Here is a 16,538-nt window from a genome sequence, read left to right on the forward strand (position 1 = left end):
GCGCAAAGGAGGAGTGATGAAAACGATTCTGGTCACCGGCGGAGCCGGTTACATCGGCTCGCACACGGTGCTGCGGCTGCTCGAGGATGGCCACCCGGTGGTGGTGCTCGACAATCTTTCCAACGGCAGCCGTGAAGCGGTGCGCCGGGTGGAAGCGATCACCGGCCGCCAGGCCGTGTTCGTGGAAGGGGATATTCGCGACGGGGCGCTGCTGGACCGCCTCTTCGACGAGCACGACGTGGGCGCGGTGATTCACTTCGCGGGCCTCAAGGCGGTGGGCGAATCGGTGGCCCAGCCGCTGCGCTACTACGACTGCAATGTGGGCGGCTCCCTGCGGTTGTTCGAGGCGATGGAGCGCGCCGGCGTGCGCACCCTGGTATTCAGTTCCTCGGCCACGGTCTACGGTGACCCGGCCACGGTGCCGATCCGCGAGGACTTCCCGCTCAGCGCCACCAACCCCTACGGCGCCACCAAGCTGCACATCGAGGACATGCTGCGCGACCTGCACGTCGCCGACCCATCCTGGCGCATTGCCTTGCTGCGCTACTTCAACCCGGTGGGTGCCCACGAAAGCGGCCGCATCGGCGAGGACCCCAGCGACATCCCCAACAACCTGATGCCCTACGTGGCCCAGGTGGCGGTGGGCAAGCGCGAGCAACTGAGCGTCTTCGGCGGCGATTATCCAACCCCGGATGGCACCGGCGTGCGCGATTACATCCACGTCATGGACCTGGCCCAGGGCCACCTGGCGGCCATGGATGCTCTGTTCGAACGGGGCGGGCTGATCACCACCAACCTGGGCACCGGTCGGGGCTACAGCGTGCTGGAAATGGTCCAGGCGTTCGCCCGCGCCAGCGGGCGTGAGGTGCCTTACCGCATCGTCGAGCGCCGCCCCGGCGACGTGGCGGTGTGCTACGCCGACCCGACCCACGCGGAGAAGGTTCTGGGCTGGCGGGCCCGCCGTGGCATCGACGAAATGTGCGCCGATCACTGGCGCTGGCAGGAGCGAAATCCGGACGGGTACCGCTAACGCCCTTTACCCGTACGGACGCCATCATGGCGTGAAAAAGTCGTAAAAAATTCAAAAATCCCCCTGATCCGGGGGTGTTTTACCGACTGTGTCTCGGTTCCGGTACCGCTCGGTGTGGCACCTTCTGCCCGACCCGTTTTGGACCGGATGCAGTATGGCGCCACGCCAGATTCAACCCTTCGAGCCGTTGCCCGCGCAGGATGACCGGCTTGCCCCGCAGGACGCTTTTCAGTGGGCCCGGGATGCCATGGCGGCGCGGCAGTGGGAAACCGCCGCGCGCCGCTGGGCCACTCTGCGCGCCGTTTACCCCGATCAGCCCCCGGTATGGATCCAGGCGGCGGTGGCCTATAAGCAACTGGGCCGCCATGATGCCGCCGCCGGCTTCCTCGCCGAGGCCCGCCGCCGTTTCCCGTCGCACCCGGGTGGCTGGGTGCAGGGCGCCAACGTCGCTCTCGCCCGGGGCGACCACGGCGAAGCCGCGCGCCTGCTCGCCGAGGCCCGCTGTCGCTTCCCGGACGACCCGCCGGTATGGCTGCGCAGCGCCGGGCTCGCCCTGGCCGACGGCGACCCGGATGCCGCCCTGGTGTACAACCGCCACGTCCGGGAAGCCTTTCCGGACGATCCTGGCGGCCCGATTCAGTACGCGGAACTGGCCATGGAAGCCGGCGACTGGGAGGAAGCTCTGGCCCGCTGGGCCCTGGTGCGCGAACGCTTCCCGGACCTGCCCGCCGGCTATCGCCGCGCCGCCGACGCGCAGGACCGGCTCGGCCGGCCCCGCGAAGCCCGACGCCTGCGCCTGGCCGAGGAGTATGGTGCGGACTGGCTGGCCGAGACGGACCAGGACCCGCCGTCACCGGTGGCTCCGCCCCAACGCCGGAATGGCCGTAACTTCTTGGATCTGGTGCTCACCAAGGCGCGCCTGAATCTGAAGTCGGAAGCCAACCGCAACCACCTGCGCTACCTATGGTGGGTACTCGACCCGCTGCTCTACATGGCGGTGTTCTATGTGGTGTTCGGCATGCTCCTGCACCGTGGCGGGGAAGGCTTCGTCGCCTATCTGCTCACCGGCCTGGTGCCGTTCCAGTGGTTCGCCAAGACCGTGCAGCACGCCTCCAACACCATCGTCGAAGGCCGTGGCCTGATGAACCAGGTGCGGGTCTCGCCACTGTTCTTCCCTCTGGTGGCGGTGGCGCAGAACGCCGGCAAGCAAAGCCTGGTGTTTCTGATGCTGGCGGTGTTCCTGATTTTCTACGGCCTGCCGCCCACTCCCCACTGGTTGGCACTGGCGCCGGTGGTGGCGCTACAGCTTCTACTCATGGTGGTGGTGGGCTGCGCCCTGGCGATGCTGATTCCCTTCGTGCGCGACCTGCTCAACCTGGTGCCCACCGGCCTGCAGTTCCTGCTGTTCTGCAGTGGCGTGTTCTACACCCTGGACACCATTCCCGAACGCTGGCGGGACCTGTTCCTCGCCAACCCCATGGCCAACCTGCTGCATCAGTACCGGCGCATTCTGCTCGAACACCAGTGGCCGGACTGGGGCCAGCTCGGCTGGCTGGCGCTGGCCTCGCTGTTCGGTCTGGCGTTGGTGCTGCTCGCCTATCGGCGCCTTGAAGGGGTGTTTCCCCGGGTGGTGGTGGAATGAGCAGCATCGCGGATGCTTCGCCGGTGATCTCGGTACGAGACCTGGGTGTTCGCTATAAGCGTTCGGGTAGTCTGTTCCGGCCTGCTCGCTACTATCAGGTATTCGAGGGCATCAGCTTCGAACTCTACCGTGGTGAGACCCTGGGAATAGTCGGTCATAACGGGGCCGGCAAGTCGACGCTGTTGCGGGCGCTGGCGGGAATCATTCAGCCGGATAGCGGTACCGTCATCAATCACGGTGTAACGGTGTCCCTGTTGGCTCTGCAAGCGGGGTTCGATGGAGAGCTTCCGGGTACCGACAATGCCGTGCTCAGTGCCATGTTGCTTGGCTATACCCGCCGTCAGGCTCGCGAGCGCTTACCCGGCATCGCGGAATTCGCCGAGCTTGGCGAGTTCATGCATGAACCGGTCAAGACCTATTCCTCTGGCATGCGTGCCCGGCTCGGTTTTTCCGTGGCCATGCATTTGACTCCGGACGTACTGCTGCTCGATGAGGTGCTCGCCGTGGGTGATAAGCACTTCAGAAAGAAAGCGGAACGGGAAATGCTCAAAAAGATGCATTCCGACCAGACCATCGTGTTCGTTTCTCATTCCGAACAACAGGTCCAGCGTTTGTGTGACCGCGTCTTCGATTTCGACCGACTATGAGGTCCTCATGAAACGTATTATTTTGCACGTCGGCACCCACAAGACCGGCAGTTCCACGATTCAGGAAACCCTCTTCCGGCAACGTCACCGATTGACGGAGGCGGGCCTGCATTACCTGTCCATTGGCGCCAACCATTGGGATCTGTATTCGGCGTTCATGGATGAACCATGGGAGTGGTTCGAGAACCGTCGCCGGGGCCTTGATCGAGCTCAGGTGGATGCCCGCAATCGCCACACCCTGGACGTGGTGCGCGCGGAGATCGAGAACACCCCATGCCCGTGGGTAATGATCTCGGCGGAGCATCTTTCAATGCTGCCGTCCCACGCTATCGAGGCGCTTCGTGATTGGCTGGCGCCCCTTGGCGAAGTCCAGGTGGTGTACTTCGTACGCCAGATTGAATCCTGGATCGCTTCCGATTCCCAGCAATGCGCAAAGGTGGGCATTCGTGCGCGACCCACACCGTATACGGTGGCGATTCAACGTCTGTTCGATTTTCCCGTGGCATGGCTGGAGGCTTTCGGTAAGCGCCGCGTCAGCCTGGTGCGTTTCGAAGACGCTCTACAAACCGGCCTGACCGATACTCTGTTGGCGCTAGCCGGTCTACCAGGACTGGCCGCACTCGGTATGGAGGAAATGCGGTTCAACGAATCCATCTCTGCTGAGGCGGTGGAATGTTTCTATTGCCTTAATCGGATCGCGCCGGTGGGAAAGACGGGGCGCAACGAACATCTTGTTGGGCTGTTGATGTCCATGCCCGGGAGTAAGTACCGGGCGGCCGCTTTGTCTCAGGCGGAAGTGGAGGATCACAACCGAAAGATGAACCGGTTACGGGCACGTTACCACCTGGATCTCTATCCCGCGCTGCATTACCGCGGTGAGGACGACGGGCGAGCCCCTTTTTCTGAGGACGCCCTCTATTACCTGGTCAACACCCTCAACGACACCATGAACCGTCTGGAAGCTTTGGAGAGCCAAGTTTCCGAACGGGTCGGTCCCTGAAGGAAAGCCATGCGAATTCTTTACTACAACTGGGTTGATTACCTGGACCCCGAAAAACGCGGCGGTGGCGTCAGTGTGTATCAGAAGAATCTGATTCACTCCCTGGCCGGAGGCGATGGACAGGACGTTAGTTTTATCGCTTCCGGAATTGCCTATGACCTTAGCCACAAGGCGCCTCATGTTCGCGAGATCAAGGCCGATGGTCCGGTGCGTAGGTTCGAGCTGGTCAATTCCGAGGTGCTTTCGCCAGGCCACCTGAGCTTCCATAGCGAAGCGTCGGTGCAGGCGCCGGCCACCACCGCCGCTTTCCGTGATTTCCTGGATCGGGAAGGTCCCTTCGACGTGATTCACTTCAATAACCTGGAGGGGTTGCCCGCCGAGGTTCTGGCGCTAAAACGTCATTATCCGAACACTCGCTTTATTTATTCGCTGCATAACTATTTCGCGGTGTGCCCACAGGTGAATCTTTGGTTCCAGGAGCGCGAGAACTGCACCGACTACGATGGCGGACGTAAATGCGCCACTTGCCTGATGTTTGAACCAAACAGTGGCGGTGCTCGTAAGGCCAATGCTCTGGCCTCGATGCTGAAACGCTTGGGTATCATGCCAGGGACACGCCTGTTTAATCTGGCGTTTCGTTACGCGCCAGGCGTATACCGTCTCGGCAAGCGGCTTCTGGCCAGGATCAAGGGAGAGCGGGACGCGGACACCAGCGCGGATAACGGTAGTGGCCTGATCCGGCTGGTACCGGAATCGCCGCCACGCAGTGCCTATTTTGCTCACCGACGGGAGCGGTTCTGCCAGTACATCAATGAGTACTGTGACCAGGTACTGGCGGTATCGGAACGGGTAAAGGAAGTAGCGGCCCGCTTCGGCATTGACGAAAGGTTGATCACCACGTCCTACATCGGCACCCGCGTGGCCGAGGAATATCAGGCACCGGATACGGAGGCGCTTGCCCGCCGGCTGGCGGGACGTGATCACATCAGCCTGGGCTACCTGGGCTATATGCGTCGCGACAAAGGTTTCTATTTTCTGCTTGAAGCGCTTGAGGCGTTTCCCGCGGAACTGGCCGCCCGGGTAAAACTGGTGATCGCCGCCCGGTTCGCGGACCCGGCTGCCTGGCAGAGGCTCAATTTGCTCGCCGAGAAGTTCAAGTCAATCGACTACGCCGACGGTTACAACCATGACACCCTTGACGATTTGTACGAAAGGATCGACCTGGCGGTGGTACCGGTGCTGTGGGAAGACAACCTTCCACAAGTGGCGATCGAGGCGCTCTGCCATCAGGTTCCGGTGTTGGCAAGCAACCTGGGTGGGGCCCAGGAGCTGGGTGGCAAGAATCCCGATTTCGTTTTTCGCGCCGGCGATGCCGATGCATTCATTAACCGGGTGACTCGTTTCGTCGAGCATCCGGGCCGTCTCGTGGATTTCTGGGGTCATGCATCAGCGCCGGTGACCATGGATGAGCACCTGGATCAATTACGAGCCCTGTACGCCGGGCGTGAGACGGTGTCGACCGCACAAAGGGAGGCAGTATGAATATCTTGATGGTGGGCGCGGGCTTTTCCTGCGCGGTAATCGGTCGGGAACTGGCCAAGGCGGGCCATTCCGTGACCCTGGTGGAGCAGCGCGATCATATCGCGGGTAACTGCCACACCGAACGGGACCCGGAAACCGGGGTCATGGTGCACGTCTACGGGCCGCATATTTTTCACACCGATGATCAGGAAGTGTGGGATTACGTGCGCCACTTTTCCACGTTCATGCCCTATGTAAACCGGGTCAAGAGCACGGTGGGCGGGCGGGTCTATCTGCTGCCGATCAACCTGCACACCATCAATCAGTTCTTCGGTACCAGCCTGCGGCCGGAAGAAGCCCGGGAATTCATCGAGTCCCAGGCGGCCACCGACATTGAGCGACCGGCGACCTTCGAGGAACAGGGTATGCGTTTCGTCGGCCCGGATCTGTACAAGGCGTTTTTTCACGGCTACACCAAGAAGCAGTGGGGCTGCGATCCGTCGGAGCTGCCGGCCAGCATCCTTAAACGGTTGCCGGTGCGGTTCAACTACAACGACAACTATTTCTTCCATCGCTTCCAAGGCATGCCGGAGCACGGCTATACGCCACTGGTGGAGGGCATCCTGGATCATCCGCGCCTGCGAGTGCATCTGAACACCGCCTTTGATCCGGCCATGGCGCGGGATTACGACCATGTGTTCTATTCCGGGCCCCTGGACGGTTACTTCGGTTACAGCGAGGGACGCCTGGGGTATCGCACCCTGGATTTCGAGCGCTTTACCCATGACGGCGATTATCAGGGCTGCGCGGTGATGAACTACGGCGACGAGTCGGTGCCGTACACGCGCATCACCGAGCACAAGCATTTCTCCCCGTGGGAAGAGCACCGCGCCAGTGTCTGCTACCGGGAATACAGTCGCGCCTGCGGGCCGGACGACATTCCCTATTATCCGATCCGGCTGGTCAACGAGAAGGCGATGCTGTCGCGCTACGTGGACAAGGCGGAACACGCCGAGGGCGTGACCTTCGTCGGTCGCCTGGGTACCTACCGCTACCTGGACATGGATGTGACCATCCGCGAAGCCCTGGACACAGCGCGCGCCTTCCTGGACCGCCAGGCGCGCGGGGAACCTCAGCCGGCTTTCTTTACCCGGCCACTGTGAACCCGAGAGGTTCGTCCCCCGCACAACGAGAGGTGCACGCATGAACAACCGACTGGCCGCCGTGGTGGTCACCTTCAACCGCCTTGACCATCTGCGTACTTGCGTGGCTGCGCTGCTGCAGGAAGACTGCGACGCGGTGCTGGTGGTGGACAACGGCTCCACCGATGGCACCCGCGAATGGCTGCGCGAGCAGGCCGAGCGCCACGAACGCCTGGATGTGCTGCATACGCCGCGCAATCTGGGCGGTGCCGGTGGCTTCGAAGTGGGGTTCTGGCATGCCCAGGCCCGCTATCGGCCGGAGTGGATCGTCTGCTTCGATGACGATGCCCACCCTCAGCCCGGCGCTTTCCGGGCGTTTCTGGAGTCCGATCTGGAAGGTGTCGACGCGGCGGCGGCGGCGGTCTATTACCCGGATGGCCGCATCTGCGAGATGAACCGGCCCAGCCGCAACCCGTTCTGGCACTGGCGGCTGTTCTGTCGCACGCTGCTGGGCGGGCGCGACGGCTTTCATATCGACGACCGGGATTACCGCGCCGCGCGACCGGTATCCGTGGACGCCACCTCCTTCGTGGGCTTCTTCCTGCGTGGCGAATTACTGCAGGAGGTGGGGTTGCCGGCGGGGGAGTTGTTCATCTACGGCGACGACGTGCTCTATTCGCTGAACATTCGCCGTGCCGGTGGCCGTATCCGTTTCCTGCCCTGGGTACGCTTCACCCACGATTGCAGCACCTTCGATAACGACGAACCGGTGTACCGGCCATTATGGAAAGCCTACTACACCTATCGTAACGGCCTGCGCGTCTACCATGCGGCCGCCGGCTGGCTGTTCTGGGGCATCGCGCCGCTGAAAATCCTGCAATGGGTGCTCAAGGCTCGTTTCTATCAGGCGCCGGGGACGTATCTGAAAGTGCTGGGCATGGCATTGGGGGATGCCATGCTGCGCCGCTATGACCGGCCCCATGAGAGCGTGGTGCGGATGTGCCAGGGCGGCCGGCGCTCCCTGGATGCCGCCTAGGACAACCAGCCCAGCCGGCGCGCCAGGCGCGGCAGCCGGCTTCGCAGCAGGCCACGCAGGGCATAGTGGCTGAAATAATAGAGGCTTACCGGCACGGAAAGACCCTCCACTTCCCGATATAACCGCCAGTTGTAGCCGGCGCTACGGGTCTTGTTGGCGGACAATGACTGCTCGCGAATTCGGTAGCGGGTCCAGGCGCGGTCGATGCCATAGGCATAGGGCGTGCGCTTGAGCAGGCGCAGCCACAGGCCGAAGTCCTGGCGCCGGCGAATGTCCGGCATGGCGACCTTGCCCAGGGTTTCGCTGTCGTAAATGGCGGTGGAGCAGCCGATGTAGTTGGTCTTCAGCAGTTGCCGATAGTCGACCCGTTCCGGCACACCCACCCGGCCAAGCTGGCGTTCCGCGCCATCCACCTTGTGATAGGCGGTGAAGGTGAGCGGCCAGCCCCGTTCGCGCATTAGCGCCAACTGGCCGGACAGCTTCTCCGGCACCCATGCGTCGTCGGCGTCCAGAAAAGCGATATAGCGTCCGCGCGCCAGCTCGATGCCGCGGTTGCGGGCCCGCGCCGCGCCGCCGTTTTCCACCATGCGCACGTAGCGAACCCGGGCGTCCCGCTCGGCGAAGCCACGGGCCACCGCCTCGGTAGCGTCGGTGGAGCAATCGTCCACCAGCAGCAACTCCCAGTCACCAAAATCCTGAGCCAGGATCGAGCCCACGGTTTCCGGCAGGGTGTCGGCGGCGTTATAGCAGGGGGTGATGATGGAAACGCTGGGGCTCATTAGCGACGCTCCATGCGTCCGTTGCACAGCAGGCGCAGGGTTTCGGCCATCTCCACGAACCACAGGGCGGTTTGTACCCGCAGCACGGTGAGCTTTTGCCGGGGCGTAACCTTGTCGCTACGGAGCGCGTACCAGAACGCCCACACCGGCGGCACGAAGGTCTTGATCAGAAACTTCAGCCGCCTTTTCCATGGGCCGGAGCGTATCTGGCCGCCCTTGACCCGTTTCAGTTTGGTGGTCAGCTCCGGCCAGTCCCGGCGCGCCGGGTGATCCACCGCCGCCTCCGCGTCGTAGAACAGAGGGATGCCGGCGGCACCGGCGCGCAGGCAGAATTCCGCGTCACCACCGGAAAAGCGTGCCGCGTCGAATGGACCCAGGCGCTCGAAGGCGGTGCGTGGCACCGCCAGGTTGGCGGTGGCCGCGTAGCCGCGTCGCGCGTAGCGCGCCTGGGGAATTCCCATGGCGGTGTCGTAGGTCTCCACCGCGTTGGGCGGCGCCGCGTCGAACTTGCAGACCCGTACGCCGCCGGCGATCAGTCGGCCCCCCGGGTTCTCCCGGTGCCGCGCCCAGTGCCGTTCGAGCCAATCCGGCCGTGGTCGGCAATCGGCGTCGGTGAACACCAATAGCTCACCGCTGGCTCGTTCCAGGGCGGTGTTGCGGGCTGCGTAGGAACCCGGTCGGGGGCACTCCAGCAGGGTCACGAAGTCGGGCAGGGTGGCCGGGTCCGGCACCTGGTCGGAACCGTTGTCGACGATGAAGCATTCCCAGCGGTCCTTGGGCAGGGTCTGGGCGTCCAGCGCCGCGATCAGAGTGGGTGCCAGCTCCCAGTGCTGGTACATGGGGATGATGACCGAGATCGGAATCCCGGTGCCGTGGGTATCCGGCATCGCTCAGAGGGCTCCGAAGCCGGTGAACACGGTTCTCACGGTGCGCATCAGGATCAGCAGATCCAGGCCCAGGGAAAGGTTCTTGATGTAGTAGAAGTCGTGCTCCACTTTCTGGCGGGTGGATTCGGTATCCGTGGCGTAGCCATGGGCCACCTGGGCCCAGCCGGTAATGCCCGGGCGGATGATATGGCGGTAGCTGTAGAAGGGCACTTCCTGCTCGAAGCGCTCGACGAAGCCGGGCTGCTCCGGGCGCGGGCCGATCAGGCTCATGTCGCCGCGCAGCACGTTGAAAATCTGCGGCAACTCGTCGATGCGAAACTTGCGGATGAACGCCCCCAGCCGGGTGATGCGGTGGGCGTCCTCGTCGGCGAACTGGGGCTCGCGGCCATCATCCGGGCGCATGGAGCGGAACTTGTACATGCGGAACACCCGGTTGCCCCGGCCCACGCGCTCCTGCACGAACAGCGCCGGCCCCGGCGAATCCAGCCGGATCAACAGCGCCACCACCAGGCACACCGGGATGATCAACGGCAGCATCAGCAACGACAGCACCAGATCCAGGGCGCGCTTGGCGGACAGGTACACCGGTGATGGTTGCAGGGTGCCCAGGTCCTTGCTCTTCAGGCGGGTCAGATCGACCTTGCCCTGAATCGCCTCCAGCACCTTGCCGCTGTCCAGCACCGGCAGCCCGGCGATGCTGCAATGGCTGATAAAGCGAATCCAGTCGTCATCCAGCCGGGCGCCCATGTCCACCACCAGGCCGTCATAGCGGCAGTCACCCAGTTCCGGTTGGGCCAGATAACGCCATTGAACATTGCGGGTGCGTGGCATCTCGCCGACCAGGGCGGAGGGCACCACCGCCAGCTTCAGATGCCGGAAACGGCGGTTGATCAGAATCGACAAGGTCTGAAGTCCCAGCAGCAGCCCCATGCCGACCACCAGGGAGGTGCGCGCGTAGCCGATGCGGCATAGCAGCACCACGGTGATCACCAGCCCGGCGGAAAGCAGGGTGGTGCCCAGCGTCCAGGCCAGGGCGCGCCCGCCGGCGAAGCGACCGATGTGCTGGCTCAGGTAAATGCTGATCAGGTAAATGCTGGCCAGCAGCATCAGCGTGGTGGCCTGATTCTCGTCGCGGGGGGCACCCTGATAGCTCAGGAACTGGGCCCCGGCGATCAGAATACCCAGGCCGGCCGCGTGCCCCAGAACCGGGCTGAGAAACAGTTTTTCATACCAGCGGTCGTGGCGCGACGGCGCGGCATGGACGGAATGTTGCTGCTGCATGCGGTCCCTGGAACAGCCGGAGGATCGCGCAAGTTTAACACGGCCCGTATCAGGCTCAATGAAGACCCCGTCACGAAGCGTAAATGGCCGCCGCCGGGTCAGCCGGCGGCGGCGGGCGGGTCAATCCCCGAGGGTCAGGAAGATCGGATTGGAGTAGAACCAGAGGTCGTTGTAGTTGCGCGCGTTGATGGCGTCGAAGCGGGCGGCGTCACTGGCCAGATCGACCTTCCGATCAGGCAGGGGCTCGCCGTCCTGGGTCTCGCCGTCCACGTCCGGCGCCAGGTTGGTGCCGCGCAGACGCAGGTACTGATCGCCGGTTACCGTGAGGGTATGGGTGATGGTGGCGAAGCCGTCCTCGTCCACGCTCCAGTCGTTGGCATTGAAGCGCGCCAGTACCCGGGTGCTGGGGTTTTCGGCGCTTTGGTAGGCGGCGCTGCCCGGCGTCGCCGGGGCGCTGACATCACCGACGATCAGGTCCACGTGATCGACCACAGGACGGGCCTGCACCAGGTGGCCGCTCTCCAGCGGGTACTCGTAGTTGTTGCGCTCCGGGCTACGGAAGCGGATCGTCACCGTGACCTGCTCGCCCCGGTCCACCGCCAGTGCGTCTCCCATCATGGCGGCGTCGTCACCGGCTTGCGCCTGGAAGGAGAGGGCATCGATCAGATCGCCGAACACACCGAACAGGCGGCCGCCGCGCAGGGCTTCCAGCAGGTCCGCCGGGGTGCGGGCGTCGTCGTCCAGCCAGACGTAGGTCTTGGCATACTCCCCCGGCGCATAGCCACTGCTGTAGCGACCCTGGGCGGTGGTGAAGTGGTAGTCGGAGTTGGCCACGGTCCAGATCCGGCGCCCCTCGCCAAGCAGCGCATCCCAGGGCCCGCCCAGCGTGGCGACGATGTAGTCGGTGCCGCCATAGGTGCGGGAGGCCAGGTTGGCATCGGTGTAGGCTTCCACATAGCCGCCCCGGTCCGGCTCCATCTGGTTGCCGACCATGCCCTCGATACTGAAGAAAATCTCCGGTGCCAGGTCGTTCATTTCGCGGAGCTGGGCCACCGTGTACTTATTCATGTAGCGGTTCGGATGATTAAGCAGCATGTAGCTGTCGGGGTGGTGGTCGCGCAACCATTCGATGGCTTTGAGTGAGTCTTCATGGGTGGAGTAGGCGCGGGTCTGGTCGCTCAGGGAATCCACCAGTCCGGCGTCGAACAGGGCCGGGTCGCGGTTGGTGAACAGGTACTCAAACTCCGCCACGGCGCGCAGATTGTCCTCGGCGTAGGGCGCTTCCATGCCGATGCCGATGTTCACGTGGTCATGGGTGGGCATGTCCCATTCCACCGTGGAGAAGATGGTCTTGCCCTCGTAGCGGCCCTCGGCCTGGGCCTGTTCCACATAGGGCTTTTCATATTCCACCAGCCCCCGGGAGAAGGGAATCGCGCCGCCCTGCAGGGCGCTGCCGGTATGGTCCCGGCCGGACAGTCGCAGGTGGTTGGACAGTGCCATCCAATCCAGGCCGTAGTGGTCGAAGCCATCGTCGAGCACGCTTTGCAGCGATACCTGGGCATCATCGGATTGGTAGGTGTGAACGTGCAGGTCGCCGTGGGTCCAGCCGCCGGCGCGGGCTACCGGCGGGGTCGGCTCGGGGTCGGCGTCGCCGACCGGGTCATTGTCGCTGTCGCCGCCGCAGGCACTCAGGGCCACGGCGCAGGCCAGCAGCGACCAGCGCGCGCGACGGGAAAAGGGGGAATCAGCGCGAACGTTCATGGGTACTTCTCCAGGTAAAAAGGGGCGAGCGCCCGATTAGGAAAAAAGCACCATAGGGAGGAAGTATGACGAGGCGGTGACCAGCACGGCTCGAACCGGGTTGGCCACCACATAACGGGCCGTCGGCAACGGATCGGCCTCACGGCGTAACGCCCGGTCATGGTAGCCCCGCTGCCAAACCGGCCCACCCAGGCAGCGGGCATAAAAAAAGGGCCTACCCGATGGGTAGGCCCTTCTATTTGGCTCCGCCTGCTGGGCTCGAACCAGCGACCCGCTGATTAACAGTCAGCTGCTCTACCAACTGAGCTAAGGCGGAATAACTTGAGGCGCGTATAGTAGTGGCGGCCCCCGGGGGCGTCAACACCCGGGGGACCGTTTGCTGCTTATTTAGACAGCGCTTGCTCGATGCGACGAATCGCCTCTTTCAGGGTGTCCATGCCGGTGGCGAAGGACAGCCGCAGGCAGCCCGGGGCACCGAAGGCGGAGCCGGGTACCAGGGCCACTTCCGCGGTCTCCAGGAGCTTGGCGGCCAGGTCGGTGCAGCTTTCCACCCCGTCCATGGTGGCGATGGCGCCGGAGAAGTCCGGGAAGGCATAGAAGGTGCCGTCGCCGGCGGCGCAGGTGACGCCCGGCAGCTTGTTGAGCGCGTCCACTACATAGTCGTGGCGCTCCTTGAAGGCCTTGACCATGTCCTTCACGCACTGCTGGTCACCGGCCAGGGCGGCCTCGGCGGCGGCCTGGCTGATGGAGGCCGGGTTGGAGGTGGACTGGCTCTGCACCTTCTTCATGGCCGCGATCAGTTTTTGCGGGCCGCCGGCGTAGCCGATCCGCCAGCCGGTCATGGAGTAGGCCTTGGAGACGCCGTTCATCACCACGGTGCGGTCATACAGCGCCGGGCAGGCGTTGACGATGTTCACGAACGGCTTGCCGGTCCACAGGATGTGCTCGTACATGTCGTCGGTGGCGACCACGATGTCCGGGTGCTTCTCCAGCACCGCGCCCAGGGCGGCCAGCTCTTCCTTGGAGTAGGCCATACCGGACGGGTTGGACGGGCTGTTGATCACGAACAGACGGGTTTTCGGCGTGATCGCCGCTTCCAACTGCTCCGGGGTGATCTTGAAGCGGCTGTCCACGTCGGTTTCCAGTACCACGGGCACGCCGCCGGCCACTTTCACCATGTCCGGGTAGCTGACCCAGTAAGGCGCCGGGATGATCGCCTCGTCGCCGTCGTTGAGCAGCGCCAGGGCCATGTTGAAGAAGCTCTGCTTGCCGCCGCTGGACACCAGAATCTGAGCGGGCTCGTAGTCGAGGCCGTTCTCGTTCTTGAACTTGTTGATAATGGCCTTTTTCAGGCCGGGAGTGCCGTCCACGGGGGTGTACTTGGTCTTGCCGGCGTTAATCGCGTCGATCGCGGCCTGTTTGATATGATCCGGGGTATCGAAATCCGGCTCGCCCGCGCCCAGGCCGATGATATCCTTGCCCTCGGCTCGCAGTTCCGCTGCCTTGGAAGTGATCGCCAGTGTCGGGGAAGGCTTGATGCGTTGCACGCGGTCGGAAAGGTTGATATCGGACATGCACTCCTCATTTCTCTAATGAGTACTGGCCGCGCTGGTGGCGCGGAGTGGGTCATTGATATTACCGTATTCCGCCGCCACCTCCTAGGCCACGGGCGATCCCGATCACCGCCATCAGGTGGTCAGACGACTACCGCCAGCCCTGGTTCGGCGTGGCCCCGGGGCGCGCCCGCCGCCGCCGGATTCGGCGCCAACAGTTTTCCTAATTTTACAGAGACGACGATGGCAGACACCGCGTTCAACCTGCATTCGGAGTACCAGCCCGCCGGCGACCAGCCCACCGCCATCGCCGGCCTGGTGGAAGGCATTCACGACGGTCTGGGCCATCAGACCCTGCTCGGCGTGACCGGCTCCGGCAAGACCTTCACCATGGCCAACGTGATCCAGGAGGTGCAGCGGCCCACCATCATCCTGGCACCCAACAAGACCCTGGCCGCCCAGCTCTACGGGGAGTTCAAGGCGTTCTTCCCGGAGAACGCGGTGGAGTACTTCGTCTCCTACTACGATTACTACCAGCCGGAGGCTTACGTCCCCAGCTCGGACACCTTTATCGAGAAGGACGCTTCGGTGAACGAGCACATCGAGCAGATGCGGCTGTCCGCCACCAAGGCGATCCTGGAACGGCGCGACACCATCATCGTCGCCACCGTGTCCGCCATTTACGGCCTGGGCGACCCGGCCAGCTACCATGCCATGGTGCTGCACCTGGTGCGCGGCGACCATATTGATCAGCGCGATCTGCTGCGCCGCCTGGCGGAGCTGCAGTACACCCGCAACGAGATGGATTTCCGCCGCGCCACCTACCGGGTGCGTGGCGATGTCATCGACATCTTCCCGGCGGAGGAAGAGAAAGAGGCGGTGCGCATCGAACTGTTCGACGACGAGATCGAGGACATCAGCATCTTCGATCCGCTCACCGGCGAGGTGATCAAGCGAGTGGGGCGCATCACCATCTATCCGAAGAGCCATTACGTCACGCCCCGGGAAACCGTGCTCAAGGCGGTGGAAATGATCAAGGAGGAACTGGCCGACCGGCTCAAGATCCTCAAGGACAACAACAAGCTGGTGGAAGCCCAGCGGCTGGAGCAGCGCACCCGCTTCGACATCGAAATGCTCCAGGAGCTGGGCTACTGCAATGGCGTGGAAAACTACTCACGCCTGTTCTCCGGTCGCCAGCCCGGCGAGGCGCCGCCCACCCTGTTTGACTACCTGCCCGACGACGCCCTGCTGATCGTCGACGAATCCCACGTCACCATTCCCCAGCTTGGCGGCATGTACAAAGGCGACCGTTCGCGCAAGGAAACCCTGGTGGAGTTCGGCTTCCGGCTGCCCTCGGCCCTGGACAACCGGCCGCTCAAATTCGAGGAATGGGAGCGGCTGGCGCCGCAGATGGTGTTCGTTTCCGCCACGCCCGGCCCCTATGAAGAGAAGTACGCCGGCCAGGTGGTGGAACAGGTGGTGCGCCCCACCGGCCTGGTGGACCCGGCCATCGAGGTGCGCCCGGCGGGCAGCCAGGTGGACGACCTGCTCGGCGAGGTGCGCGAATCCGTGGAGAAAGGCGAGCGGGTGCTGGTTACCACGCTGACCAAGCGCATGGCCGAGGACCTCACCGAGTACCTCAACGAGCACGGCGTCAAGGTGCGCTACCTGCACTCCGACATCGACACCGTGGAGCGAGTGGAGATCATTCGCGACCTGCGCCTGGGCAAGTTCGACGTGTTGGTGGGCATTAACCTGCTGCGCGAGGGGCTGGACATGCCGGAGGTGGCCCTGGTGGCGATCCTCGACGCCGACAAGGAAGGTTTCCTGCGCGCAGAGCGCTCGTTGATCCAGACCATTGGCCGGGCGGCGCGCAACATCAACGGTCGCGCCATTCTTTACGCCGACCAGATCACCGGTTCCATGCGCCGCGCCATGGACGAAACCGAGCGCCGCCGCGACAAGCAGATCGCCCATAACAAGGAACGGGGCATTACCCCCCAGGCGCTCAAGAAGCAGGTGCGAGACATCATGGACGACGCCTACACCACCGGCGCCGGCCAGCCGGAGCGCAAGCGCACCCGCAAGGTCGCCGAGGACAAGGAAAAGTACGTGGCGCGTTCTCCGGCGGAGGTGGCCAAGGACATCGAAAAGCTGGAGGCGGAGATGATGGAGCACGCCAAGAACCTGGAGTTCGAGCAGGCCGCCGCCGTGCGCGACAGGATTCACAAGCTGCGCGAGGAAGGCTTCATGCGCTAG

At 63.7% G+C, this 16,538-nt stretch carries 13 protein-coding genes and 1 tRNA gene; 8 read left to right on the forward strand and 6 right to left on the reverse strand.

Annotated features, from left to right (window positions below; genetic code table 11):
* Positions 1–16: 16 nt before the first annotated feature.
* From galE to JF515_RS06560, 7 genes are all read left to right on the forward strand, one after another.
* Entirely contained in the window at positions 17–1,030 is a 1,014-nt protein-coding gene (gene galE / locus JF515_RS06530) for a UDP-glucose 4-epimerase GalE (protein ID WP_203102248.1), read from the forward strand.
* Positions 1,031–1,184: 154 nt separating this feature from the next.
* On the forward strand, positions 1,185–2,672 hold the full coding sequence (locus tag JF515_RS06535) for an ABC transporter permease (RefSeq protein WP_203102250.1): 1,488 nt from the start codon (positions 1,185–1,187) through the stop codon (positions 2,670–2,672).
* Positions 2,669–3,319, forward strand: a complete 651-nt coding sequence (locus JF515_RS06540) for an ABC transporter ATP-binding protein (protein WP_203102252.1) — start codon at positions 2,669–2,671, stop codon at positions 3,317–3,319. Before JF515_RS06535 ends, JF515_RS06540 begins: the two co-directional genes overlap by 4 nt.
* 7 nt (positions 3,320–3,326) lie before the next feature.
* Positions 3,327–4,319 (forward strand): hypothetical protein, encoded by a 993-nt coding sequence (locus JF515_RS06545; protein ID WP_203102254.1) that lies wholly within the window; start codon positions 3,327–3,329, stop codon positions 4,317–4,319.
* Positions 4,320–4,328: 9 nt separating this feature from the next.
* Complete coding sequence (locus tag JF515_RS06550; RefSeq protein WP_203102256.1) at positions 4,329–5,861, forward strand: glycosyltransferase; 1,533 nt, start codon at positions 4,329–4,331, stop codon at positions 5,859–5,861.
* Complete coding sequence (gene glf, locus JF515_RS06555; protein WP_203102266.1) at positions 5,858–7,003, forward strand: UDP-galactopyranose mutase; 1,146 nt, start codon at positions 5,858–5,860, stop codon at positions 7,001–7,003. The genes JF515_RS06550 and glf overlap by 4 nt, the downstream gene beginning before the upstream one ends.
* Before the next feature lie 40 nt (positions 7,004–7,043).
* Positions 7,044–8,018 (forward strand): glycosyltransferase, encoded by a 975-nt coding sequence (locus tag JF515_RS06560; protein WP_203102268.1) that lies wholly within the window; start codon positions 7,044–7,046, stop codon positions 8,016–8,018.
* Here JF515_RS06560 and JF515_RS06565 read toward each other — a convergent pair.
* The 6 genes from JF515_RS06565 to JF515_RS06590 all read right to left on the reverse strand — a co-directional run bounded on the left by JF515_RS06565 (position 8,015) and on the right by JF515_RS06590 (position 14,300).
* Positions 8,015–8,797, reverse strand: coding sequence for a glycosyltransferase family 2 protein (locus JF515_RS06565; protein WP_203102270.1), 783 nt, complete (start codon positions 8,795–8,797; stop codon positions 8,015–8,017). The two genes, JF515_RS06560 and JF515_RS06565, sit on opposite strands and share 4 nt — an antisense overlap.
* A complete protein-coding gene (locus tag JF515_RS06570) occupies positions 8,797–9,684 on the reverse strand; it encodes a glycosyltransferase family 2 protein (RefSeq protein WP_203102272.1) in 888 nt (295 codons plus the stop codon). Before JF515_RS06570 ends, JF515_RS06565 begins: the two co-directional genes overlap by 1 nt.
* A gap of 3 nt (positions 9,685–9,687) precedes the next feature.
* Positions 9,688–10,965 (reverse strand): exopolysaccharide biosynthesis polyprenyl glycosylphosphotransferase, encoded by a 1,278-nt coding sequence (locus JF515_RS06575; RefSeq protein ID WP_203102283.1) that lies wholly within the window; start codon positions 10,963–10,965, stop codon positions 9,688–9,690.
* Between the two features lie 120 nt (positions 10,966–11,085).
* Positions 11,086–12,726, reverse strand: a complete 1,641-nt coding sequence (locus JF515_RS06580; protein WP_203102285.1) for an S-layer protein — start codon at positions 12,724–12,726, stop codon at positions 11,086–11,088.
* A gap of 240 nt (positions 12,727–12,966) precedes the next feature.
* Positions 12,967–13,042, reverse strand: a tRNA-Asn gene (locus JF515_RS06585).
* Between the two features lie 67 nt (positions 13,043–13,109).
* On the reverse strand, positions 13,110–14,300 hold the full coding sequence (locus JF515_RS06590) for a pyridoxal phosphate-dependent aminotransferase (protein WP_203102287.1): 1,191 nt from the start codon (positions 14,298–14,300) through the stop codon (positions 13,110–13,112).
* 222 nt (positions 14,301–14,522) lie between these two features.
* On the opposite strand from JF515_RS06590, the gene uvrB reads away from it, so the two are divergent.
* Positions 14,523–16,538 (forward strand): excinuclease ABC subunit UvrB, encoded by a 2,016-nt coding sequence (uvrB, locus tag JF515_RS06595; protein WP_203102289.1) that lies wholly within the window; start codon positions 14,523–14,525, stop codon positions 16,536–16,538.

Origin of the sequence: Alloalcanivorax marinus, from assembly GCF_016785095.1 — a bacterium.
GTDB classification, from domain to species: domain Bacteria; phylum Pseudomonadota; class Gammaproteobacteria; order Pseudomonadales; family Alcanivoracaceae; genus Alloalcanivorax; species Alloalcanivorax marinus_A.